The organism is Croceimicrobium sp., from assembly GCF_965228705.1.
GTDB lineage: Bacteria > Bacteroidota > Bacteroidia > Flavobacteriales > Schleiferiaceae > Croceimicrobium.
Window position 1 is genome coordinate 902,325 of the sequence record NZ_OZ245832.1, and the last position, 20,960, is coordinate 923,284.

Below are 20,960 nucleotides of genomic sequence, written 5' to 3' on the forward strand. Positions count from 1 at the left end.
ATGGCCAAACGTGAACTTCCTTTGGTGGTAATATCCGACACGCACTTAGGTACTTATGGATGCCGTGCGCAAGAACTGTATCGCTACCTGAAGTCAATAAAGCCCGAAACGCTGGTCCTAAACGGGGATATTATCGACATCTGGCAATTCCGGAAGCGCTATTTCCCCAAGGCTCATCTAAAAGTTCTGAAGCAGATTATTTCCATGGCCTCTAAAGGTACGAAGGTGTATTATTTAACCGGAAATCACGATGAGGCTTTGCGCCGATTTAGTGACTTTACTTTAGGGAATATTACTCTGGCCGATAAATTAATCTTAGACCTACCGGATGGAAAAGCCTGGATTTTTCACGGAGATATTTTTGATGCTTCTATCCAGAATGCCAAATGGTTAGCCAAGCTTGGCGGCTGGGGTTATGACTTACTCATCATGATTAACAGTCTTTTGAACTGGGGCTTGGAGAAAATGGGAAGAGAGCGTTACAGCTTATCCAAAAAGATAAAGAACAGCGTTAAGAAGGCGGTTACTTATATTCAGAGTTTTGAGGATACCGCGGCAGAACTGGCCATAGATCAGGGCTACAAATATGTAATTTGCGGTCATATTCATCAACCCCAACAACGCGAAATAAAAAGCGAGAAAGGCAGTTGTACTTATCTCAACTCTGGCGATTGGATTGAGAATCTTTGCGCTTTGGAGTTTAATGGTGAAGCCTGGGAGCTGTACCAATACGACAGCAAACCACCCTTAACCGTGGAGTCGGAAGATGAAGAATTAAACGATCTGGATCTGCAACGCATTATTCAAAAGGTTACCCTCGATGAACGAACACTGGCCTCCTGAGCCACGCATACTTTACGCATTTCAAGGAACGGGCAATGGCCATGCCTCTCGGGCGGCCGAATTAGTCCCCATTTTAAAGAAATATGCCCGGGTAGATATATTGTGTTCGGGGCATAATCGTCAGCTTTCGCTGGATTTCCCTATAGATCTTCAATTGAATGGCATCAGCTTTAGCTACAATAGTAAAGGCGGATTAAGCTACCTGCAAACTGCTTTGAAAGCCCATTTTTTACGTTTCCAAAAGGAAGTAAAGGCATTGGATTTAAGTGTCTACGATTTGGTGCTAAATGATTTCGAGCCCGTTTCGGCTTATGCTGCTAAAAAGCAGGGGAAACGTCTGGTTGCCCTTAGTCATCAGGCTTCCTTTTTAAGTGAGAAGAGTCCACGTCCGCTGCGAAAGCATGCTATTGCCGAATGGATTTTTAAGCATTATGCCCCGGCTACAGAGGCGATGGCCTTTCATTTTAAAAGCTACGATCACTTTATTCATCCTCCGGTATTGCGCCGGGAAATTCAGGACTTGGAAAGCATCAATATGGGGCATTATCTGGTTTACCTTCCGGCCTACAGCGATGCGGTGATTCGCAATATCCTCCTGCAAATGAGCAATAAGGAGTGGATAGTATTTAGCAAGGAATGCCAGAAATCCTACCGTGATCACAATCTTCGCTTTGAGCCAATCCAGGGTGAAGCCTTTTTAAAATACCTGGCTACTTGCGAAGGACTGCTTTGCTCAGCTGGCTTTGAAGCCCCGGCAGAAGCCTTGTATTTGGGAAAGAAATTATTCGTGATCCCTATCAAAGGGCAATACGAGCAGTTTTGCAATGCAGCCGCTTTGGAGCAAATGGGAGTGCCGGTAAGCAAAGACCTCAATGCCCGTAGCCTGCAACTCCTGCAGGACTGGGTCTATCAAGAGAAATCAAATTCGCCATTGGAAGTGGCTGATCCGGAAAGCCTGATACTCGATTTATTGGCAAGGGAAGGACTCCTGAAAAATAGACTCCTTCAAGCCTAAAAAACACTAAAGACTCATTCCTGCGTTATTTCATTGGAATTCGTAATTTTGCCAGCTGATTTATGAGGAAAAGACTTGTCATCCTATTAAGTGGCTTTTTGCTTTTGGCAGGAAGCGCCTGTAATGAATATCAAAAGGTATTGAAGAGTCCTAATGTGGACTATAAATACGAGAAGGCGGTGGAGTACTACAATGAAGGTGAGTACGACAAAGCCTATCCGCTTTTTGATGAATTACTGATCTTATACCGCGGTTCTGAAAAGGCGGCAGATGTGTATTATTACTATGCCATGTGTAGCTTTGAACTGAAGGATTTCATCTTAGCCGCTTATCACTTCAAAAACTTCGCGAAAACATTCCCTACCCATTCCAAGACCGAAATGGCTTATTATATGGTAGGCTATTGCCATTATCTGGAATCGCCCGATTACAGTTTGGACCAGGACTATACCTTTAAAGCTATTAATGATTTGCAGCTCTTTGCCAATTTGTATCCTAATAGCGATAAATTATTGAGCACTAATGAGCTGATTGATGAGTTAAGGGCAAAATTGGAGCGCAAATCTTTTGAGCGCGCTATGCAATATTTCCACATGGAATATTATCAATCGGCGGTGGTGAGCTTTAACAATGTGATGGATGATTATCCGGATACCGAATACCGCGAAGAGGCCATGTTTCACAAATGTGTTGCTGCCTATCGCTTTGCCGATAACAGTATTTCTGAAAAACAATTTCAGCGCTATATTGAAAGTCGTACCGCTTACCTGGAATTCAAAGAGTATTTCCCGGAAAGCGATTACAATAAAACATTGGACAAATTATTTGCCAATATTGATCAACAGATCAGCGAGCTTAAATCACAATCCTAATAAATTCTCGTAGATGGATTTTAAAAAAGTAGATGCCCCAAGAAACACCGTAACCCGCGACCATAACGATTTGGATCGCCCTACTGGTAATATCTATGAGGCGGTTTCCATTTTAGCTAAACGCGCCGATCAGATCGCGGAAGACATGAAGGTGGAATTGCACGAGAAACTGAATGAGTTTGCAACTCATAATGAATCTTTGGAAGAGATTTTCGAAAACAAAGAGCAGATCGAAGTTTCACGTTTTTACGAAAGCCTGCCCAAGCCTCACCACATTGCGGCTACCGAATGGGAGAAAGATGAAGTGTATTTCCGTCGTCCTGCCGAAGAGCAAAAGGAAGACTAAATTATGTTGAGCGGAAAAAAAATACTACTGGGAGTAACCGGTGGTATTGCCGCCTATAAGACGACGTACCTCGTGCGACTGCTTATCAAGGCAGGGGCCGAGGTACGTGTTGTTTTAAGCCCCGCGGCCCGCGATTTTGTGACGCCACTTAGCCTGGCCACTCTCAGTAAAAATCCGGTTTACTGGGAATATTTCGATCGGGAATCCGAAACGGGGACCTGGAATAATCATGTGGAATTAGGCCTTTGGGCCGACCTGATGATTTTAGCTCCCCTTACTGCTAATACCATGGCGAAGATTGCTCAGGGGCAGTCGGATAATTTCTTAATGGCGGTTTACCTTTCTGCTAAATGTCCAGTGTATTTTGCGCCGGCCATGGATTTGGATATGTATAAACATCCTGCCACCCGCGAGAATATCCAAAAATTAGAATCCTTTGGGCATATCCTCATCCCAGCTGAAAAAGGCGAATTGGCCAGCGGCTTGGAAGGAGAGGGGCGCATGGCCGAACCGGAAACCATTATTAGAGCTGTAATTGCTGACCTCGAATCCAAAGCGCCACTGCGCAATAAGCGAGTGGTAATCAATGCTGGCCCTACTTACGAAGCCATAGATCCGGTGCGTTTTATTGGCAATCGCTCTTCGGGTAAAATGGGTATGGCTTTGGCCGAAGCCGCCGCAAATAATGGTGCTCAGGTTCAATTGATATTAGGTCCTAGTAATCAGGATTCGAAAAACCCGGCTATTCAAATCCAAAGAGTAGAGAGTACTCAAGAAATGTTTGAAGCTACCACTACAGCGGCTCAAAATGCAGATTGGATTATCTTAAGTGCCGCCGTTTCGGATTACCGTCCGAAAAACCCCGCCCATCAAAAGATAAAGAAAAGTGATGGCGATATGCTGCATCTGGATTTAATCGAAAACCCGGATATCCTGAAAAGTATTGGACAAACTAAGAAGGAAAGTCAATTAGTTGTAGGTTTCGCCCTCGAAACGGAAAATGCCGAGGCGAATGCCCAAAAGAAACTGGATACCAAGAACTGTGATTGGATCGTTCTGAATCAGGCTGATGCCACAAAACGCGGTTTCGGACACGATACCAATGAGGTCTTGATGATCAGCCGTAAAGGCCAACGCGAAAAACTTGAATTAAAACCTAAGAAGGAATTAGCCTATGAAATTTTGGATCGGCTTATTAAGCATCATACTGCTTAGCCCCAGCCTGCAAGCCCAGGAGTTAAATGCCCGGGTACAAGTGCTTACTCCAAATATTCAAGCCACGAATAAACAGCTGTATACCACTTTGGAAACAGCGATTCGTGAATTTCTGAATAACCGTAAATGGACGGAAGAAAACTATGCTCTAGAAGAGCGGATCGACTGTCAGTTTGTGTTGACCATTAATTCTCGTAACAATAATAATTTTAGTGGGCACCTGCAGATTTTTTACAGTCGCCCCATTTTTAATTCAGATTACGCATCCCCCATTTTAGTGCATCGCGATAATGATGTGAATTTCGAATACCTGGAATTCGATCGACTGGACTTTGCTCCCAACAGCTTTATCTCTAACCTTACCAGTATTTTAGCTTATTATGCCTATATCGTAATTGGTTTGGATCATGATAGTTATGCGCCTATGAGTGGCACTGATTATTACAATAAGGCTCAGAATATTGTAGGAAATGCCCAAACCAGTAATTATGGCGGTTGGGACAGTTTTGGCGGCAGCAATAAGAACCGCTATTGGTTAGTAGATAACTTGATTAGTCCGGCCTTTGATAATTTCCGCACCTGCCTGTATACCTATCACCGCCAAGGTTTAGACCTGATGAGTGATGCTTCTAAAATTCGCACCGCGAAAATGAATATCAAAGAAGCCTTAAAGAGCTTAAAAAAGGTAAACGACCAAAGGCGAAACAGTTTTTTGCTGCAATTATGGTTTGATGCCAAGCAGGCGGAAATCGTGAAAATCTTTAGTGACGGGGCTTCCATACCCACAGCCGACCTTAAGGAAGTGCTGATTGAATTAGACCCTAATAATGCTTCGGAATATCAGAAAGTAGGTCAGGGCGGTTAAGTATTTTAGCGGCATGTTACAGCACCTCAGGATTTCCAATTTTGCCTTGATCGAAAAGCTCGATCTCGATTGGCAAGCAGGCTTTACCACTATTACCGGCGAAACCGGCGCTGGAAAATCAATTCTTTTAGGGGCTTTAAACCATTTGCTGGGTCAAAGAGCAGATCTAAAAGCTTTAAAGGATCCCGAGCAAAAATGTGTGATAGAAGGTCTCTTTCAGATTCCGGATCCATCCTATAAAAGTCTTTTTGAAAGTCTGGATTTAGACTACGAAGCGGAAACTATTATCCGTCGTGAAATTTTACCCAGCGGTAAATCCCGGGCCTTTGTGAATGATAGTCCGGTTCGCTTGGAAAGCCTTTCCCAATTGGCGCAACGCCTAATTGACATTCATAGTCAGCATGATACGCTCTTACTCAATGATGCTAATTTCCAACTCGATCTGATCGATAGCTTCGGATCGCATAAGGATTTGCTGCAAAATTATCAGGAGGCTTTTAAGAGCTGGCGGAAAAGCCAAAAACGCATTGCCGACCTGGAAGCGCAAAACCGGGAAGAGGGCGGAGATTTGGACTATCTGGAATTTCTGCACCAAGAATTGGTAGATGCCAAACTGGTCCCTGGAGAAGTGGCGGAAATTGAAGCACGCCTGGAAATACTGGAGCATTCTGGGAAAATCGAATCGGCCTTAGCTTCGGTTCAAGAAATGGCAGATGCCAGTCCTTTAGGTTTAAGTGAAATGCTTAGGCAGATGCGCCAGGAACTAAGGGCTATCGCTAATCTGGATAAAAAACTAGGCAGCTTTTCGGAGCGAGCTGAAAGCCTTTACATCGAATTTGAAGATCTGCGTCAGGAATTGGAACTCTACCAATCTGAAAGCAATTTTGATCCTCGCGAAAAGGAACAATTGGATGAGCGTTTAAGTCAGCTTATTCATTTACAGCGGAAACATCAAGCAGAAAGTGCAGAAGAGCTAATTGAAAATCGTGATGCCCTGGAAGCCAAGATGACTGCGGCTGCCAACCGAGACATTGCTTTGGAAAAGGAAAAAGCTGAGGCCGCACAATGGCGGGCTAAAGCCGAAACCCTGGCCCAGGAATTACATGAAGAACGTCAAAAGCTCAAAGGCCCACTAGAAGCTCAGGTTTTGCACTTATTAGCTGTTTTAAACCTCGCTAATGCTCGTTTTGATATTTCCATCGAAAAACAAGAAAACTGCGATAACAATGGCAGTGACCACGTAAACTTCCTTTTTTCGGCCAATCCCGGTCAAAAAGTTCAGTCTTTACAAAAGGTAGCCTCCGGTGGTGAATTATCGCGGGTAATGCTGGCCCTTAAGGCTATATTAGCACGTTCGCGCAGTTTACCCACCATCATCTTTGATGAGATCGATACCGGAGTAAGTGGTGAAACTGCCCATAAAATTGGGGAGATCTTAAAAGGCATGGGCAGTTATATGCAAGTAATTGCCATTAGCCACTTGGCCCAAATTGCTTCCAAAGGCAGTCAGCATTATTTAGTGCGTAAAGAAAGTGCGGCGGATAACACGCGCACGGAGATTCGCCCACTCAATGAACAGGAGCGTTTGAACGAAATTGCCCGCTTATTGGGTGGCGATAAACTGACGGATGCCGCCTTGGCCAATGCACGGGAACTCATTCAAGGTGCCTGAGCCCTTGTAATATCGAGGCATTCGCTTATTTTTAACCTCCTGTAATGAAGAACGCATGAAGAAAATTGCACTTTTAGGCCTGAGCCTCCTGCTAATAGGCGCCTGTAAAAAGGATTCAGACACTGATGGTACTGATGGCGGTAATGGAGGAGGTAGCTCTTCTGGTATGCAAGCCTATATTGGGATTGAAGGAACTTCTCCCAATGGAATCAGCAGCCTGGCCCTGTACAATGTGACCAATCAAACGATTGAAAACAATGTATTCCGCAAGGCCAATATCAATCCCATGGGATCACAATTAAGTGATATGATGTTGGATAAATCTCGTAATCAATTGGTTTTAATCGTGCCTGGCTCTAACAAAATTGTATTTGTGGATGCCAAAACCATGAAAATCAAATTTCAAACCCGCGACCTTTTACAAATTCGCAAGGTGGCCCAGGTTTCGGATAACCTCTACTATGTTAGCTGTCCTGAATTACCAGGTTTCTACGTAATCAATGCCAATAATGGCAATGTAGTAGATGAAATTGCTTTCGATGTGGGCGTTAATCAAACCGAAATTGCAGTTTGGGAAGACTTGGCCTTTATCTGTAATAATGGGAATCCTATCTCTAAAGACAGTACGGTAAGTATTGTGCGCACGAGTGAAGATACTTTGGTTACTAACCTTATTGTTGGTCATTCTCCCAACAGCTTTGTTATTGACGAAGACAATCAATTGTGGATTCTTTGTAGTGGGGATTTGAATGTTGCAGATCCTACTCAAAGTGGTGCAGGTTCATTATGGATGTACAATTTAGATACCATGTACCGCGATATCGACTCAGGCTGGGCGATAATGCCGGATACGGTGAAGTACTTTGTAGACAATCAATTACGTCCACATAGCCTTACTCATGACGAGGCCGGTGACAATCTATACTATATCACCAATTTACCAACCGGAGATATTGCCGTAACCAATACCAACGTTAGTATATTGAATGAGAACCCAATTGTAGAGGATAACTTCTATTCGCTGGCATTCGATCCCATTAATTTGGAACTTTATGGAATGCGCACCCCTGATGATATTGAGCAGAACGGGGCTCTGCAGATCTTTGATCCGGTAGGCAGCAAGAAGACCAGTATTACCATTGGGGTAAAACCCAACAATGTCGTCTTTAAATAATCTCAATTTTGATTTAAAACCCTTGAAGCCGCTAAGAGCGGAGGAGAGGGAGAAGATAAAAACAGAAAAGTCCGGGCAGAAATTAAATTTTCAGCCCAGGGCTTTTTTTCAGTTTTTCACCTGGCTCAACCGAGTACAGGGTAAATCTCAGGCTCAATTACTGAATATTGATATACTCAGTTTTGCGGGAGATCATGGCATAAATGCTGAATTCGCTACACCTCGTTTTCGCAGTGGTGAATTTTTGATGGAAGCCATGCGGCAAGAAACCATGCCCGAGTTGTGGAAGGGTAATTTAAGCCTTCAACATTATTGGGTAGACCTGGGGGTCGACTATGCCTTTGAGTCTAATATCAGCTATTGGCTAAATCACAATAACAAATTAATTAACAGTAAGATAAAAGCTCGGACCGAAAGCTTTAGTTCATACCCAGCCATGACTGATGACGAGCTTGCAGAAGCTTTTTACAGCGGTCGGAAATTAGTGGATCGAGCCCATTATCAAGAAAAAGATCTGCTGGTTTTACACAGTTTGGGAGAGGGCCAAATATTTAGTGTTTATGCCTTAGCCTGGGCTTTAAGTATTAGTGATGCCAAAGCCTGGACCAACTATTTACCGGCCTGGTTAGGCAAAGAAGTGGAGCAGGAAATTCAGCGCCTGGCCAAAAAACATCCCATCAGTCATAACCCCTTTACCAATCTCTGTTTTTATGGGGGATTTGAGACGGTAGCCCTTTGTGGAGCGATCATTAGATGTGCTGAGAAGGGCATACCCTTTCTATTAGCGGACCCAATGGCTATAATCGCCTGGCAATATGCGGCAAAGATTGTTCCTGGGGTGGAGCAATACGGTTATGCTGTGGGGAGTTTCGCGGAGCATTTAAGGGAGAATTATGGCGTTTTCAAAGAAAACTTAAGCTATACCGCCAGTGGAAGGGAATGGTATCCCTTTATTTGGAAGATGCAGCAGGAGCTTCGGCAATATCATGCCCAATAAAAAAGCACCCCTAAGAGGTGCTTTCAAAAATCTTTAGTCTTGCTAATCCAGGCTTTAAGCTCTGATTCTCTCCAGAATAGGCTTGCCTTCGGTTAGGCGATAAGCCGCTACGATTACCACACCATAGAATACCGTTCCTAACACTTGGTTGAGTAAGAAAGGTAAACCAGCTACATAAGAGCCGATTAAGCCATTAATGTTTTGTGGGTAAGCAGGGTTTCCTAACCATACTCCGAAATTGGTGAGTAAGAAGAAGAGTAAGGTTCCGCTAATACCACCAACAATCACGTGCGCCCATTTAGAGCTGCCGAAATTTAATACGCCTAATAAAGCGATGAGTAAATAAGAGCTGTATAACCAGCCAGCGCCCTGGGTGATTAAGGTGAAGCCCATATAAGAATAGAGGGTATTGTTAATGATAAAGTCGCTTACGAATAAAATAAGCATAGGGAAGAGGAGGGCCTGGTAGCGTTTGCCAAAGAGCATACCACCGGTGAAAACAACCGCAGTCATAGCGGTGAAATTAGGCCAGGGGGCAATCAAACGGCTGCCAATGGCAAGGACAAATAGGATCGCTAGGTAGATCAGTTGTTTCTTCATGTTTAATACTTGAGAGCACAAAGTTAAGAAGCCTAAAGCAAAATCAAGCTTCCGGACGGTATTCTCTAAAGCTTCGATCGCGATAAAAGATGATTATTCGATCAATTTCCTTCTCGGAACCTTGATTAACATTTGTATATACATTTGTTAATTCGGACTTCTCTTTGTTTTTGTCTGATTCAGTACCTTGTTTATCAGGGTCTTTCGGACTGGGATGATCTTGAGGAGTTGGCGCAGCATAGGGAATAGGTGCGCCACTAGGAGCAGATACATAACGCGCGCCGGGAGGTAGGCCAAAAGTAGAGTAGGTGGCTTCTTCCTCATTATCTAGTTCCTTAGTAGTATTTACATCTTCAGCAAGTTTAGTATTTACAGACTCATTGGCCTTAAAGCCCTTTAATTGTTGATCTTCATACATAGAACCCTTGCCATTCAATAAATAATCAAGATTTACATTTGTATATACATTTGTAATCTGTTGAATTAGGTGTAGAGAAGGGTTGTTTCTACCACTTAATACGTGGCTTATGATAGCAGGGGCAACGTCTATGCTCTGAGCGAAGTCCTTATTGCTTAAACCCTGATCTGCGATTAACTCTTTTATCCTTGCGGCGATATCTTCCATAAAAAAAAGACTTTACTACAAATGTAATAAAGTATTTCGAAATGTTAATGTTAAGCTTTTCCCTCTACTTAAATTAAGCTTTAACTAATTCATTTAAAGTAACTGAAAATCAATGATTAAAATCATGAGTTAACAAATGGAATTACTTATGTATATCACTCACTTAAGGACCAGGAGTAGATTTGTTCGCCTTCGCTATTGTAATAGATCAGTACCAGCTTACGGGCTTTACGCTTTCCGCTAATGTTCATTACTGCGAAATTGCGTTCCTGGATTAAAGAACCTTCCACTCGATAGTCATTTTCTTCATTCACTTGATGCGCAGCTCCACTGGTTAAAGGCGAAACCGTGAATTCATACACCCAATTTCCATTAGGTAATTGTAATTTATCTACTTCGCTATGGTGACGGTCACCACTAATGAAGATCACATTCTTGATATCCTCATCATTTATGCGCTTAAGGATGTAATCCCGCTCTTCTTCATAATTGCTATGGTTTTCGAATACCTGGGCAGAATTCAAGAATTGCCCACCGGTTAAAACGAATTTAAAGGGCGCTCTGCTTTGTTTTAAGAGGTCAATCATACGATCAATTTGCTGAGTACCAAAAATCTGCTCAGGATGCCCCACACTTTGTTCAGAGCGATAATAGCGATTGTCCAACATCACGAAATCACAATCCCGGTAATTAAAGGCGCTAAAGGTGCAAGGCATATCACGGTATCCAAAACTGGGATTGGGCCAAAAGAGCTTAAACATCTCCAGGGCCAAATCGCGATGGATCCAGGAGCCACTGGCGTCATTTGGGCCGAAATCATGGTCATCCCAAATCGCATAATTATTACAAGAGGCCATTAGTGCTTGCATTTCCTCAATAGAGCGGGTATGGGTGTAGCGGTGGATGTATCCGGAGCGGGTCCACCAATCGGCATCGCGCAAATAGATATTATCGCCCAACCAAAGCATGGCGTCTGGTTTTTGCGATTCTATACTCCTGAATATCTGATAATCGCCGCCATAAGGTGTGCCAGGACGATCGTAGGCTTCTTCATTAATATAGGTGCAGCTCCCCATGGCGATAGAGAAGGCGGGAGGGTCAGTGCGATAATCCCATAAAGGCTCGGTATCGAACTCCAGTGGGAACTTAAATTCTTGATTTTCAGCATCTACCATCACCTCGTATTCGTAAATGGTGCCGGGCTCCAAATTGCGGAGGTAGAGTTTGGCAGTATTCCCGGTATTGGCAGAGGTGCTTACCAGGTCGGTTTCTTGCTTTTGTTCGGGACTGTTTTGAGGCCAGTAATTGAGCTTAACTGAACCCTTATCGCGGAGCTGTACCCAAATAAGGGCTTCTTTCATCTCCGCATAACCCAATACCGGTCCACTTAAAACCTCATTAGATTGAGCGACAATAGTTAAGGATAGTATACTTAAAGCTATACTAAATGCTAATCGTTTCATTTTATAACGGTTTAAGTGACCGAAAATAAGCGTAAAAAGCGGATTGGCTTAAGCTTTAACTTAATCTTAATCCCGTTATTTGTAAGAGTGCGAGTTTACAGCCCTTTTTGATAGATTTCTACTATGCCATTCTCTACTCAAAACTCTAATAATACTAGCCTTAAATCCCTGGTTCCGGAACGTCGTTGGTTACGCTCAGAACACCTAAAAGACCTTTGGGCTTTCGTGGAAAATCAGCAGGATTTTCGAATTGAATCCATTGGCCACAGTGAAGAAGGTCGGGACTTGAAGGTGATTCGCTGGGGGAAAGGCCCAAAACGAATATTTGCCTGGACCCAGATGCATGGCAATGAGCCTACCGCTACCTTGGCTTGCGCCGATTTAATTCAGGATTTGATTGCGGATCCCAATGTAAAGGCCCTGGAATCCCAAATTGAAGTGGCCTTAATTCTAATGCTGAATCCCGATGGAGCAGAGCGCTTCCAAAGACGCAATGCTCTGGGCATCGATTTAAATCGAGATGCGGTAGCCCGCTGCAGCGCTGAGATTAAGGCCTATTTTTCATTTCTGGAGGCTTTTAAACCCCACTGGGCTTTTAATCTGCATGACCAAAGAAATATTTTTAGTGCCGGAGCTACTGTGCAATGTGCCACCCTTAGTTTTTTGGCGCCCTCCGCGGATGAAGAGCGCAGTATTAAGCTGGAACGCAAAGTGAGCATGCAGATGATTGCTGCCATTCACCAAAAGCTGGAAGGTAGTCTCAGTGGGCATTTCGGGCGTTACAGCGACGAGTTCTATCCCCGAGCACTGGGAGATAATCTAATGAAATTAGGTATTCCCAATATTCTGTTTGAAGCCGGACATTTTCCTGGAGATCGCTTCCGCCGAAAGGCCCGTGAACTCAATTATCGAGGATTAAAGGAAGCCTTAAATCTGGTCGCTACCGATGCCTGGGAATTGATCGATCCAGCGCTGTATCACTTAATCCCTGAAAACAAAAGCCATTTGCGCGACCTTATCTTTAGAGATCTGCAATTTGGCAATTGCCGTTTAGACCTGGCCTTGATGGAGCAGGAGGTAGCAAATAAAGAAAGTGGGGAGCTGGAAATCAAATACCGCATTGATGATATTGGCGATCTCAGTCATCTCCAGGGTATTCAGGAGTATAAAGGTGGTATACTGGCATTTGAGGGTGATTTCAATCAGGATGCCTTAGTCAATGGCCGGATCCAAAGTGAACGTGAATTTGTTTTTAAACATGGCTATTTACAAGAGCATTAATCCTTACAATCAAGAACTTATAGGGGAATTCTCTGAAGATTCATCGGCAGAGCTAGAGGCCAAAATTGCGATTGCGCAAGGTCTAAGTCCTTTAGAGGATCATTATTCATTTCCCATCCGCCGAAAGGCCATCCAAAATTTAGCCCGCCTTTTACGCGAGCGTAAAACTGAATTGGCCGCTCATATTTGCGATGAAATGGGCAAGGTGCTTAAGGAAGCGGAGGCCGAGGTAGAGAAATGCGCCTGGCTCTGTGAATACTATTTTGAAAAGAGCCCCGAATTTTTAGCCGATCTAAAGCTGGATTTAGGGGATGCCCAGGCGATTCGTCGCTATGAAGCTTTAGGGGTGATTTTAGGCATTATGCCCTGGAACTTCCCACTGTGGCAGGTTTTCCGCTTTGCAGTACCCGCCATTATAGCCGGAAATCGGGTCTTATTAAAGCATGCACCCAATTGCAATTTCAGTGCTGATGATCTTCAAAAATTATTTGATGATACCGGTTTAGCTGCTGGTGCTTATACGGCTGTACGTTTATCGAATGAGACAGTAGCCGATTTGCTTAGGGATGCACGGATAAAGGGTGTAAGCCTTACGGGTAGCGAAAAGGCTGGTCGCTCGGTAGCCGAAATTGCCGGTCGGGAATTAAAGCCTCAGGTATTAGAATTAGGTGGATCAAATGCCTTTATCCTGCATTCCAGTGCTAAGGTGAAGACTGCGGCTGAATTAGCCTCCAGGGCACGTTTGCTGAATGCCGGGCAGAGCTGTATTGCTGCCAAACGCTTTTTGGTGCATGAATCGCTGTATACGGAGTTTATTCAAGAATTGAAAGCAGTGTTTTCCACTTATAGCATTGGAGATCCCAAAGCGGCCGGTACTCATATTGGGCCATTGGCGCGCCCCGATTTAAAGGCCCATGCCCTACGGCAAATTGAAGAAAGCCTGGCCCAGGGAGCAAGCTTGGAGCTAGGAGGGAAGGGCGATGGCAATTTTTTGGAGCCGACCATTTTAAGTGGTGTGAATCCAGAAATGACGGTTTTTAAGGAAGAAGTATTTGCGCCCATCGCCTCAATTCTAAGCTATTCCGATTTTGATGAAGTCATTGCCATTAGCAATAGCAGTCGCTATGGTTTGGGGGTGAGCCTTATTGGTGAGGACCGGGATTTTCTGCTCAGTCAGGCTTCGCGCTTCGAAGAAGGAGCGGTATTTATCAATGACCTGGTAAAGAGTGATCCGCGCTTACCTTTTGGTGGGGTAAAGAATTCCGGTTTCGGTCGCGAACTAGGTCCAGAGGGCATCCATTCCTTCTGCAACCTGAAAACCATTTACCTAAAGGGCGATTAAAGGAAGCGTTTGAAAATATAGAACAAGAAGAGAATCAGGACAATACCGATTAATACGTAGATACTACCATTGTAATGGAGTTTATGCAATTTGAGATCCTTGCGATAGCTCCACACCAGATAGCCAATAAATACGAACATAAAGATGCCGGCGAAAATCCAGTGACCGGTAGTGATATTTTCCATAAGACTAAATCTTTTGCAAAGTAAACCATGAAAAAGCAAATTTCCGCCGTTGAGACCTTCCACAATGCTTTTCGCATTGAAAACCGTTATGCACCCACTGCCGATATTGATGAAAAAACGCAGCTCTTGCGCTATAAATTAATGCGGGAGGAAAATGAAGAATACCTGGAAGCCGCTCAGAACGGGGATTTGGTGGAAATTGCCGATGCCCTGGGTGATATGCTCTATATCTTATGTGGCACCATCTTAAGTCATGGCATGCAGGATAAAATTGAAGAGGTATTCGACGAAATTCAGCGTAGTAATATGTCGAAATTGGATGCCAATGGCGAGCCGATCTACCGTGAAGATGGTAAAGTTTTAAAGAGTGATCAATACTTTAAGCCCAATATCAAGGCTATTCTGGATCGGGATTAGAGTTTTTCAACTGCATCTACCAAACGCTGTGCAATAGCGGCTTTGCTGTAGGATGCTTCCATCCTTTGGCGGGCTTTGTGTCCTAAGGCGCTTAATTCAGTGCGATGATCGCGTAGGTAGCGAATTTTATCGGCCAGGGCCTGAGGATCAGCCTCTGTTGTGAGTACATCCAGGCCCGGCTCAAAAACTTCGCGTAAACCCGGACTGTCCTTGGTGAGGATGGCTTTTCCAGAAGCAGCGTAGTGATAGAGCTTATTGGGCACAACCAAATCGGCTTTAAGCGATTCACCAAAAACACCCAGTGCCAGATCGAATTTAGCTATCTGCGCTGCCAGTTCATCATAGGGAATCCAGCCTTTGAAAATATCCAGAGATAATCCGCAGTCAATAGCTAAATGACGCGCTTCTTCATATTGATGCCCGGTTCCTAATAAAGTAAAATTAAGACCCTTCTCATCCTTAAGCAGGGCCATGGCCTCGATAATAGTAAAAACGCCCTGTAAGGGCACGAAAGTGCCGTAAAAGCCTACTTCCAGCGTATCATTCTCTTTGGGATAATGGGCCGGGAATTCCTCCAAATGCACACCCACGGGCACCACGGCCTTGGGTAGGGAAGAAGGGAGTTTCAAGGTTTTCTCGAAATACTGCAGATGGGCAGCGGTATCGGCCAGGAGCAAATCACAGTTTCGGAAATCGCGAAAATCGATCCACCATTTTTGAGGCGCTTTCCAATAATGACCATAGTCGACCACTTTGGTGAGGTAACGCGAAATAAGGGGGTCGAAAACCACTGGTGCCTGGGCATAGCGACGTACAAAACTCAGGTCGCGATGTCGAAAAGGTGGCACCAAAACCACATCGGCCTTTAAACTAAGATCCCGAAGCACCTGGCCGTATTTCGGCTGGCGTTCGGGAATCTTGTAATACTGTACATCATGCCCCAGTTCCTTTAAACCTTCGGCCAGTATATAGGTGCGGTTGTATTGAAAACCATCCTTGGCGGCGAAGAGGAACTGCATGAAAGGAGAGGGGATTAGTGCTTTTGCAATTTGGTTTTCAGCTTACGGATTTGACCTTTAAGCTTGTCTACTGCATCATGCACGGCTTTTTCGAAAGAAGCGTCGTGACTTTCGGCAAAGAGATCATTACCGGGAATATTCAGCTTGATTTCTGCTTTTTTGTTTTGATTCGCTTCGTCCTGAATCAGTTTCAGGTAAACTTCCGCACCTACGATTTGATCGTAGTACTTGTGCAATCCACTTACTTTTTCTTCGGTAAAGGAAAGCAACTCTTCTGTAGCTTTAAAGTCTACAGTTTGGATATCCCATTTCATAGGTATTGTTTTTATTTAAGCCTGCAAAGATAGACTTGGCATTAAATTAGCACGAAGCCTTTTTAAAATAGTATAAATACTAGTTTTGCATCAAAAGCCAAATTCAACATGAAACGACTTATTTTTCTAGGAGCGATGTTAATCGGTTTTTCCGCAATAGCCCAGGAGAAGCCGGTAATTTCCTCAGCCGTAATTGCCATAGACCGTAACAACGATTTAGCTGCCGCTAAAGGTTATATCGATGAAGCCCAGACTATTATCAGCGGAAAATCGCTGTCTGAGGTACGCGAAAAAGACCTGGCCAAATTCTATTATTACAAAGGATTGATCAACTTCCGGGTGCATATAAACGAAGACCCAGCGATCCAAAAATTAGATGCCAATGCTTTGGATAAAGCGGTGGAAGGTTTCAGTCAATTACTCGATTTAGAGAAAAAAATCGGGAAGGAGCGTTATACTGAAGAAGCGAAACAACAATTAACTTCTTTATCGGCTTCTTTTGCCAACCGTGGAATTCAAGCCAGCCAGTCGAATGACTTCGAAGGGGCATATGCCGATTTCTTGAAATCTTACGAGATGAAGAAGAAATTCATGAATACCATTGATACCAGCATGTATTACAATGCTGCCTTGATGGCTCAGAACATGAAAGCCAACGAAAAAGCCATTCCGATTTACAAGGATCTCTTAAAAATGGATTACCACGGCACACGTTTTTATGCCGTAAATGTAGAGTCAGGGGACACCATGGATTTTGCCAGCGCCCAACAAATGGAGATGTTCGTGAATAATGGTCAGGTTACAAACCCCAATATTGAAGGGGATATTCGTCCGGATCTTTATAAAACCGTGGCTTATTTATCCTTAGCCGAAGGAGATACCGCTGGTTATACCAAAACCATTCAGGAAGGCCGTGCTAAATTTCCACAGAATTTAGACTTGATTATTGCCGAATTACAGTTGTTCTTCGACAATAAGGAATACGACAAAGCCTTAGCGAACCTGGATAAAGCCATTGCTGCCGATCCCAGCAATCCTTTAATGTATTACAATAAGGGGGTAATTCTGCAGAATGAGATGAAGCGCACTGACGCCGCTTTAGAAGCCTATAAAAAGACTTTGGAAATTGATTCCAATTATACCGATGCTTTGTATATGACCAGTATCATTTATATCGACAGCGCCAATGCCGTGGTAGCCAAGATGAATGATTTGCCTTACAATGCCACCAAGAAATACAATGCTTATAAGAAGCAGAAGAATGAAATCTTTAAAACGGCATTACCGTATTTAGAGAAAGCCTACAAAAAGAACAGCGAAGACCAGCAAGTGAAGATTGCTTTGAGTCAGGTGTATCGTTCTTTAGAGATGTACGATAAGGCGAAAGCCGTAATGGGCGAATAAGAATTTAGGAGAGGAGATTTTGAGGATCTCCTTTCTTTTTGAAAAAGTTATTTGACATAATATTAATTATAGGGCATAATTAGGTGCCTAAAATCAATACTGATATGTCTTAAACCTTAAGATGATCTTTCAATTTCTCAAATTCTTCTCTATGAATCATTAACCTTTTCCTAATATTGACACATGAACCTTCATCAAATTCATAATTAGACTCATTTCCAAAACCTAATAAAATTAAACTTCCATTTTCCTCGATTGCTTTGGAATGAGCGAATCTATTTCTAACTTCTATAACCTCATTTTGATAAGTCTTGTTAATTAGCAAAAAGCTATTTACAACTTTATCATCCTTTATTTTCTTTAAAAATTTGCGAAATATCTCCCACTTTTTAACCGCACGCATTCTAAGAAAGAAATCTTCAAAACCTTTTTCTTCATATAACTGGATCATATAATCAGGTTCACTTTTTAATTTTTTTTCTACATAGCCACCAACTATACCTTCAATTTCATCTTTAGATATTTTCAAATGATCAATTAGATGCATTGTAATTTCATGAATTATTACATCTAATTCACTAGTTTCCGAAGTAATAAGTCCCCTTGTTGCGTTAAGATCAAGTAATCTCTTAACAGAAAGCTTTATTAAACTTTCAATTTTATCCAAGAGGTGCCTTCTTCCTGAATGAAAGGAGATTCTATCAAAACCTAGTAACTTTTGGGCTATTAAGTTTTTATTATCTTGGCGTGAGGTATAAAATAGAACTTCTGTGAAAATATCTTTTTCTCGAATTTCCTTAATTACATCGTCACCATTTCTACCTTCCTCAATATTGAAATCAGAGATTATCAAATCACATTGATCAATCAGGCCATCCAAAGATTGACCGTTATTAAAAATATTTATATATGGAATAAACCCCAATTCTCTAATAAACACTTCTACTCTTTCAACATCTCTGGAGGCTACAAAATGTTCTATTTCATCGTCTATCCAAGCTATTTTATAATCTAATCGCATTTTTTTTATTAAATGTTAAAATGAACTCTGCGCCAATTTTATAATTAGGATTAACTTCTATACGTCCATTTAATTGACTCATAATTTCCTTTACATTATAAAGTCCAATACCAGAACCTTTAGTTGTTGTAAATCGAAAGTCAAAAATCTGATTGATGATTTTTGAAGAAATGCCAATTCCATCGTCCCGTACCCTTAGCTGTAAATCTTCATCGTTCACATCAATCCATTCAAAGTGAATGTTCTTGGATTTTGCTTTCTTAGCATTATTTAATAAATTATCAAAGAGGATAGTAATATCAACTGGTGAAAAATGAGTTCTTAGAGAAGCTTTATTTTTATTAGTTGTAATTATATTAATGTTTTCATAGTCCTCATAAGCCTGACACACATTAGAAATGTACTCATTCACAAATGACACTATGTCTTCTTCTATCTCTTTAACAAAAGTGTTAAACTTCGTAGATTTATGATATTTGGTAAATGAAAATATTTTTTGATTTTCAAGACTAATTTTATTTAGTAAATCGAACAGATTGTCTTTTGACCATCCTTCTTCTATACCTATAAATAGATTTTCGATATGCCTTTCAATCCAATATGTGGCTTTTTCAGTATGATGTAGTAAACTTTGTAGTTCAATAGTGTCAGCTCCTACTGAATCTTTCAAAAATGAATTTTGACCTATGGTGTATTTTAATTTCTCATTGATGTCAAGAACATTTCGTTCAGCCAATTCCGCTCTAACCCTATCAACTTTAGCGTCAGATCTTACTTGTTTAACAGCAGATTCTATTTTCCGAGCTTCTCTTATTAGGTCTTTGTTCCCTGTTTGAGCTGCTACTTTTGATACATTTTTAATGATTTTATCAACGCTTTTATCCTGCTTACGTTCAATGATATTTAAAAAATCTTTATCGTACTGAATTTCTAAGATATTTTTAGAGTTTATAAACCCTGAAATTAACTCTAAAATTTGCATTTTAACATCATAAGGCCATAACTCAGGGTTAATGATTTCTCCTGTATCCTTATCAATTCTTTCGTCTCCCCATTTAATAATGTTAACAACATAATTCTCTAACCTAAGCAAAACATATTTTGAAAAAAAATCAACAAGATCAAACCACGCATCTGTTTTCACCAATCCCCCATCTCTACTTGAGGTTTCTCTTAATTCATTATTATCTCCAAAAATTTCAATTCTACCGATTAAGTCTCGTGTACCTAAAAATCGACTATAACCCTGTTGCTTTCTTCTGTCAATTAGTAATATATCTTCACTTGGGTCTCCAAAAGGATAAATTCTAAATCCGTTTTTATACATAAATACTGAACCATAATCTATTGACCTTAGTCCCATTACTTTATGGAAAGCAATTTTCGCCTTTCTATTAAGTTGAAATAAATAGACTGAAATATTTTTTAAGCTATTGAAAGGGTTTTTTTCTTTAAGGTAATAAATTAGGTCCCCCCGATCTTGCATTGTTGTTTCAATGTAATCCCCATTTTCACTTATTTGAACATAGATATTCGTGGTTTTAATTTCCAATGTTTCAAAAACTTTGTTTTCTATAGGACCATTTACTTTTTCCCAATCACTTTCTTTCTTTAAATCTTCTTCTAGTTCTTCATTTGCTATAATTTCAATTGAAAAATTTGAGCTATCATTTTCCTGATTTGGGTTAATAAGCTTTACTAATGACCTTTTTAAATGAAGTAATTTTTCTCTATCCCAAGTATCTCTTAATTCATTTATTTCTAGTATTGTGCCATGTTCAATCTCATAATTAAGAGAATCCAAAACCCTGTGTTGAACATCAATTTTGATAAATTCTTTATTATCAACATTTTCAAAACTTTTCCAGTCAACAAATAAATTTTCTATTCTGGGGTTAGAGCTGTCTTTAATCGTTAAAAGATTAAGTGTTTTACCCAATCTATCACAAGAAAACCTCCCAACTCCTTTAGCTCCAGCGAAAATTCTATTTGATTTTATTCTATCTCGATAATTATCTTCTAGTTCCTTTTTTAACCTTTTTGCCGAATAAGCAACAAACAGCCATTTATCCTTCAAATCTGAATAATCCATTCCCTTGCCATTGTCAACAATGAGAATCCGGGGATTTGATCCATAAATACTTTGAAAATGTATTTCAACTTTAGAAGCAAATGCATCAAATGAATTTTTAACTAACTCAAAAACAGCAACAAATTCATCCGTTATTAACTCTTTGCCAATTATATCTTTAAGAGCAGCACTTACTTTAAAGTTTTCAGCGTTCATAAT

General features: G+C 41.6%; 21 protein-coding genes. 13 read left to right on the forward strand and 8 right to left on the reverse strand.

Translation table 11 applies throughout. The annotated features are described in order from the left end of the window. The 9 genes from ACO05P_RS03930 (at position 1) to ACO05P_RS03970 (ending at position 8,999) form a co-directional block, all read left to right on the forward strand. The gene (locus ACO05P_RS03930; protein ID WP_421753503.1) at positions 1-843 is read left to right on the forward strand and encodes a UDP-2,3-diacylglucosamine diphosphatase; all 843 of its coding nucleotides are present in this window, start codon (positions 1-3) and stop codon (positions 841-843) included. Continuing rightward, positions 821-1,858: a glycosyltransferase family protein gene (locus ACO05P_RS03935; protein WP_421753504.1), complete on the forward strand. Its 1,038-nt coding sequence runs from the start codon at positions 821-823 to the stop codon at positions 1,856-1,858. The genes ACO05P_RS03930 and ACO05P_RS03935 overlap by 23 nt, the downstream gene beginning before the upstream one ends. A gap of 62 nt (positions 1,859-1,920) precedes the next feature. Further along, positions 1,921-2,730 (forward strand): outer membrane protein assembly factor BamD, encoded by an 810-nt coding sequence (locus ACO05P_RS03940; protein ID WP_421753505.1) that lies wholly within the window; start codon positions 1,921-1,923, stop codon positions 2,728-2,730. A 13-nt stretch (positions 2,731-2,743) separates the two neighbouring features. After that, positions 2,744-3,076: a DNA-directed RNA polymerase subunit omega gene (locus ACO05P_RS03945; RefSeq protein ID WP_421753506.1), complete on the forward strand. Its 333-nt coding sequence runs from the start codon at positions 2,744-2,746 to the stop codon at positions 3,074-3,076. A gap of 3 nt (positions 3,077-3,079) precedes the next feature. Next, positions 3,080-4,291: a bifunctional phosphopantothenoylcysteine decarboxylase/phosphopantothenate--cysteine ligase CoaBC gene (gene coaBC / locus ACO05P_RS03950; RefSeq protein ID WP_421753507.1), complete on the forward strand. Its 1,212-nt coding sequence runs from the start codon at positions 3,080-3,082 to the stop codon at positions 4,289-4,291. Continuing rightward, positions 4,251-5,156 (forward strand): DUF4835 family protein, encoded by a 906-nt coding sequence (locus ACO05P_RS03955; RefSeq protein WP_421753509.1) that lies wholly within the window; start codon positions 4,251-4,253, stop codon positions 5,154-5,156. Before coaBC ends, ACO05P_RS03955 begins: the two co-directional genes overlap by 41 nt. A 13-nt stretch (positions 5,157-5,169) precedes the next feature. Then, on the forward strand, positions 5,170-6,828 hold the full coding sequence (recN, locus tag ACO05P_RS03960; protein WP_421753510.1) for a DNA repair protein RecN: 1,659 nt from the start codon (positions 5,170-5,172) through the stop codon (positions 6,826-6,828). Positions 6,829-6,883: 55 nt separating this feature from the next. Next, on the forward strand, positions 6,884-8,002 hold the full coding sequence (locus ACO05P_RS03965; protein ID WP_421753511.1) for a YncE family protein: 1,119 nt from the start codon (positions 6,884-6,886) through the stop codon (positions 8,000-8,002). Further along, complete coding sequence (locus tag ACO05P_RS03970; RefSeq protein ID WP_421753512.1) at positions 7,986-8,999, forward strand: nicotinate-nucleotide--dimethylbenzimidazole phosphoribosyltransferase; 1,014 nt, start codon at positions 7,986-7,988, stop codon at positions 8,997-8,999. The genes ACO05P_RS03965 and ACO05P_RS03970 overlap by 17 nt, the downstream gene beginning before the upstream one ends. Before the next feature lie 54 nt (positions 9,000-9,053). On the opposite strand, the gene ACO05P_RS03975 is transcribed toward ACO05P_RS03970, so the two are convergent. The 3 genes from ACO05P_RS03975 to ACO05P_RS03985 all read right to left on the reverse strand — a co-directional run bounded on the left by ACO05P_RS03975 (position 9,054) and on the right by ACO05P_RS03985 (position 11,687). Continuing rightward, complete coding sequence (locus tag ACO05P_RS03975) at positions 9,054-9,599, reverse strand: DUF6580 family putative transport protein (protein WP_421753514.1); 546 nt, start codon at positions 9,597-9,599, stop codon at positions 9,054-9,056. Between the two features lie 43 nt (positions 9,600-9,642). Next, the gene (locus ACO05P_RS03980) at positions 9,643-10,224 is read right to left on the reverse strand and encodes a helix-turn-helix domain-containing protein (protein ID WP_421753516.1); all 582 of its coding nucleotides are present in this window, start codon (positions 10,222-10,224) and stop codon (positions 9,643-9,645) included. A gap of 155 nt (positions 10,225-10,379) precedes the next feature. After that, positions 10,380-11,687, reverse strand: a complete 1,308-nt coding sequence (locus ACO05P_RS03985) for an alkaline phosphatase D family protein (protein WP_421753517.1) — start codon at positions 11,685-11,687, stop codon at positions 10,380-10,382. Positions 11,688-11,810: 123 nt separating this feature from the next. Here ACO05P_RS03985 and ACO05P_RS03990 point away from each other — a divergent pair, with 123 nt between their 5' ends. Both ACO05P_RS03990 and ACO05P_RS03995 read left to right on the forward strand, forming a co-directional pair. Continuing rightward, positions 11,811-12,968 carry a M14 family zinc carboxypeptidase gene (locus tag ACO05P_RS03990; RefSeq protein ID WP_421753519.1) on the forward strand — a complete coding sequence of 386 codons (1,158 nt, stop codon included), beginning with the start codon at positions 11,811-11,813 and terminating at the stop codon, positions 12,966-12,968. Continuing rightward, positions 12,946-14,310, forward strand: coding sequence for an aldehyde dehydrogenase family protein (locus tag ACO05P_RS03995; protein ID WP_421753521.1), 1,365 nt, complete (start codon positions 12,946-12,948; stop codon positions 14,308-14,310). The genes ACO05P_RS03990 and ACO05P_RS03995 overlap by 23 nt, the downstream gene beginning before the upstream one ends. Here the strand turns inward: ACO05P_RS03995 and ACO05P_RS04000 are convergent. Continuing rightward, entirely contained in the window at positions 14,307-14,495 is a 189-nt protein-coding gene (locus ACO05P_RS04000; RefSeq protein WP_421753523.1) for a hypothetical protein, read from the reverse strand. The two genes, ACO05P_RS03995 and ACO05P_RS04000, sit on opposite strands and share 4 nt — an antisense overlap. A gap of 27 nt (positions 14,496-14,522) precedes the next feature. Here ACO05P_RS04000 and ACO05P_RS04005 point away from each other — a divergent pair, with 27 nt between their 5' ends. Then, entirely contained in the window at positions 14,523-14,912 is a 390-nt protein-coding gene (locus ACO05P_RS04005) for a hypothetical protein (RefSeq protein WP_421753524.1), read from the forward strand. Here the strand turns inward: ACO05P_RS04005 and ACO05P_RS04010 are convergent. Both ACO05P_RS04010 and hpf read right to left on the reverse strand, forming a co-directional pair. Continuing rightward, complete coding sequence (locus ACO05P_RS04010) at positions 14,909-15,931, reverse strand: glycosyltransferase family protein (protein ID WP_421753525.1); 1,023 nt, start codon at positions 15,929-15,931, stop codon at positions 14,909-14,911. The two genes, ACO05P_RS04005 and ACO05P_RS04010, sit on opposite strands and share 4 nt — an antisense overlap. A gap of 14 nt (positions 15,932-15,945) precedes the next feature. After that, a complete protein-coding gene (gene hpf, locus ACO05P_RS04015) occupies positions 15,946-16,245 on the reverse strand; it encodes a ribosome hibernation-promoting factor, HPF/YfiA family (protein ID WP_421753527.1) in 300 nt (99 codons plus the stop codon). A 108-nt stretch (positions 16,246-16,353) separates the two neighbouring features. Here hpf and ACO05P_RS04020 point away from each other — a divergent pair, with 108 nt between their 5' ends. After that, complete coding sequence (locus ACO05P_RS04020) at positions 16,354-17,649, forward strand: tetratricopeptide repeat protein (protein WP_421753529.1); 1,296 nt, start codon at positions 16,354-16,356, stop codon at positions 17,647-17,649. Positions 17,650-17,758: 109 nt separating this feature from the next. Here ACO05P_RS04020 and ACO05P_RS04025 read toward each other — a convergent pair whose 3' ends face one another. Both ACO05P_RS04025 and ACO05P_RS04030 read right to left on the reverse strand, forming a co-directional pair. Further along, a complete protein-coding gene (locus ACO05P_RS04025) occupies positions 17,759-18,670 on the reverse strand; it encodes a hypothetical protein (protein WP_421753530.1) in 912 nt (303 codons plus the stop codon). Further along, positions 18,654-20,957: an ATP-binding protein gene (locus ACO05P_RS04030; RefSeq protein WP_421753532.1), complete on the reverse strand. Its 2,304-nt coding sequence runs from the start codon at positions 20,955-20,957 to the stop codon at positions 18,654-18,656. The genes ACO05P_RS04025 and ACO05P_RS04030 overlap by 17 nt, the downstream gene beginning before the upstream one ends. Between the last annotated feature and the right edge of the window lie 3 nt (positions 20,958-20,960).

Excerpts from the sequence above, each read along its gene's own strand:
- ACO05P_RS03930 (WP_421753503.1), top strand. The coding sequence starts at position 1 with ATGGCCAAACGTGAACTTCCTTTGGTGGTAATATCCGACACGCACTTA.
- ACO05P_RS03935 (WP_421753504.1), top strand. The coding sequence starts at position 821 with ATGAACGAACACTGGCCTCCTGAGCCACGCATACTTTACGCATTTCAA.
- ACO05P_RS03940 (WP_421753505.1), top strand. The coding sequence starts at position 1,921 with ATGAGGAAAAGACTTGTCATCCTATTAAGTGGCTTTTTGCTTTTGGCA.
- ACO05P_RS03945 (WP_421753506.1), top strand. The coding sequence starts at position 2,744 with ATGGATTTTAAAAAAGTAGATGCCCCAAGAAACACCGTAACCCGCGAC.
- coaBC (WP_421753507.1), top strand. The coding sequence starts at position 3,080 with ATGTTGAGCGGAAAAAAAATACTACTGGGAGTAACCGGTGGTATTGCC.
- ACO05P_RS03955 (WP_421753509.1), top strand. The coding sequence starts at position 4,251 with ATGAAATTTTGGATCGGCTTATTAAGCATCATACTGCTTAGCCCCAGC.
- recN (WP_421753510.1), top strand. The coding sequence starts at position 5,170 with ATGTTACAGCACCTCAGGATTTCCAATTTTGCCTTGATCGAAAAGCTC.
- ACO05P_RS03965 (WP_421753511.1), top strand. The coding sequence starts at position 6,884 with ATGAAGAAAATTGCACTTTTAGGCCTGAGCCTCCTGCTAATAGGCGCC.
- ACO05P_RS03970 (WP_421753512.1), top strand. The coding sequence starts at position 7,986 with ATGTCGTCTTTAAATAATCTCAATTTTGATTTAAAACCCTTGAAGCCG.
- ACO05P_RS03975 (WP_421753514.1), bottom strand. The coding sequence starts at position 9,599 with ATGAAGAAACAACTGATCTACCTAGCGATCCTATTTGTCCTTGCCATT.
- ACO05P_RS03980 (WP_421753516.1), bottom strand. The coding sequence starts at position 10,224 with ATGGAAGATATCGCCGCAAGGATAAAAGAGTTAATCGCAGATCAGGGT.
- ACO05P_RS03985 (WP_421753517.1), bottom strand. The coding sequence starts at position 11,687 with ATGAAACGATTAGCATTTAGTATAGCTTTAAGTATACTATCCTTAACT.
- ACO05P_RS03990 (WP_421753519.1), top strand. The coding sequence starts at position 11,811 with ATGCCATTCTCTACTCAAAACTCTAATAATACTAGCCTTAAATCCCTG.
- ACO05P_RS03995 (WP_421753521.1), top strand. The coding sequence starts at position 12,946 with ATGGCTATTTACAAGAGCATTAATCCTTACAATCAAGAACTTATAGGG.
- ACO05P_RS04000 (WP_421753523.1), bottom strand. The coding sequence starts at position 14,495 with ATGGAAAATATCACTACCGGTCACTGGATTTTCGCCGGCATCTTTATG.
- ACO05P_RS04005 (WP_421753524.1), top strand. The coding sequence starts at position 14,523 with ATGAAAAAGCAAATTTCCGCCGTTGAGACCTTCCACAATGCTTTTCGC.
- ACO05P_RS04010 (WP_421753525.1), bottom strand. The coding sequence starts at position 15,931 with ATGCAGTTCCTCTTCGCCGCCAAGGATGGTTTTCAATACAACCGCACC.
- hpf (WP_421753527.1), bottom strand. The coding sequence starts at position 16,245 with ATGAAATGGGATATCCAAACTGTAGACTTTAAAGCTACAGAAGAGTTG.
- ACO05P_RS04020 (WP_421753529.1), top strand. The coding sequence starts at position 16,354 with ATGAAACGACTTATTTTTCTAGGAGCGATGTTAATCGGTTTTTCCGCA.
- ACO05P_RS04025 (WP_421753530.1), bottom strand. The coding sequence starts at position 18,670 with ATGCGATTAGATTATAAAATAGCTTGGATAGACGATGAAATAGAACAT.
- ACO05P_RS04030 (WP_421753532.1), bottom strand. The coding sequence starts at position 20,957 with ATGAACGCTGAAAACTTTAAAGTAAGTGCTGCTCTTAAAGATATAATT.